General features: G+C 56.3%; 2 protein-coding genes. One reads left to right on the top strand and one right to left on the bottom strand.

Annotated elements, in window-relative coordinates; translation table 11 throughout:
* Nucleotides 1-353, top strand: a 353-nt coding sequence (locus LD28_RS23300) for an MFS transporter (protein WP_033134990.1), incomplete at its 5' end; no start/stop codon positions are given.
* Nucleotides 354-844: 491 nt separating this feature from the next.
* Here LD28_RS23300 and LD28_RS0100015 read toward each other — a convergent pair.
* Nucleotides 845-1,126, bottom strand: a 282-nt coding sequence (locus LD28_RS0100015) for a YbaB/EbfC family nucleoid-associated protein (RefSeq protein ID WP_033134989.1), incomplete at its 5' end; no start/stop codon positions are given.

The following is a 1,126-nucleotide window of genomic DNA, read 5'->3' as shown; positions in this document are numbered from 1 at the left end:
GAACCGCCCTGTTACCGATCCTCGCGCCCAACGTCTATATCATGGCCGGAGTGATCTTCATCGCAGGCCTCTCGTTCGCCCCAACGATGGTCATCGTGATGAATCTTGGCACCCTCATTGTGCCACCCGCCAAGCTCACCGAAGGGCTGACCTGGATGACGACCGGCATCAGTATCGGGGTCGCCCTTGGCGGGATGCTGGCTGGCCTTGTCATCGATGCTTATGGTGCGCGCGCCGGCTTCGGGGTGGCGATTGCTTCAGGGCTATCTATGGTGGTGCTCGCCATGATTGGCCTGCCGATACTGAGAGCGGCATCAGAGATGCGTGCTGAGCTGGCTGCAGAAGCCTCCTAAGACCTTGTATCAGCGCTGTCGTGTTATCCCTCTTGGCAGGCCTGGACACGAGGAGGATATCTTCACTGGCCCGCTGGCTCTGCTCCTTATCACCCTTCATAGGCTTTCGTCGTTGCACGCTACGTGATGAAAAGTCTCAACTAAATGGGAAGGCATTCGAGACAGGGCATGCGCCACATGGGGAGATCATACGCATGTGCTACCAGCACATTTTGATGGGAAGGAATGAATGATGAACGGCACCGAGCTATTGGGGTGCGTGCCAAGAAAAACGCAGCTGACACATGGAGAACCGTGTCAGCTGCGTCATTGTTATGCCTCAATGCTCCTGATGGCCGGGGAATACTCCGCACCATCTACGACCGATGGGTGACCAGCGACAATCCTGACGACAGGACCGCAGTGGCAGAAAACGGGGCCAAGCTGGCCCATATACAACCCACGAGCGAAAAGGATTGGCATAACAAATTGATTTCTTAAAAATTTAAACCTTAAAACGGCATCTTGAAGCCTGGCGGCAGTTGCATGCCACCGGTCAGTTCGCCCATCTTGGCCTTGTTCTGCTCTTCCACACGACGCACGGCATCGTTGCAAGCGGCGGCGACCAGATCTTCCAGCAGCTCCTTGTCATCTTCCATCAGGGAGGGGTCGATCTCGATGCGACGGACGCTGTGGCTACCGGTCATGGTGACCTTGACCATGCCAGCACCGGCTTCACCGGTCACTTCCATCTGAGCCAGCTGCTCTTGCGCCTTCTGCATACGCTCTTGCAT

The organism is Aeromonas finlandensis (genome assembly GCF_000764645.1).
In the GTDB taxonomy this organism is placed as follows: Bacteria; Pseudomonadota; Gammaproteobacteria; order Enterobacterales; family Aeromonadaceae; genus Aeromonas; species Aeromonas finlandensis.
Note: the sequence above shows the minus strand (reverse complement) of the source record. Positions and strands in the feature narration are given on the sequence as shown.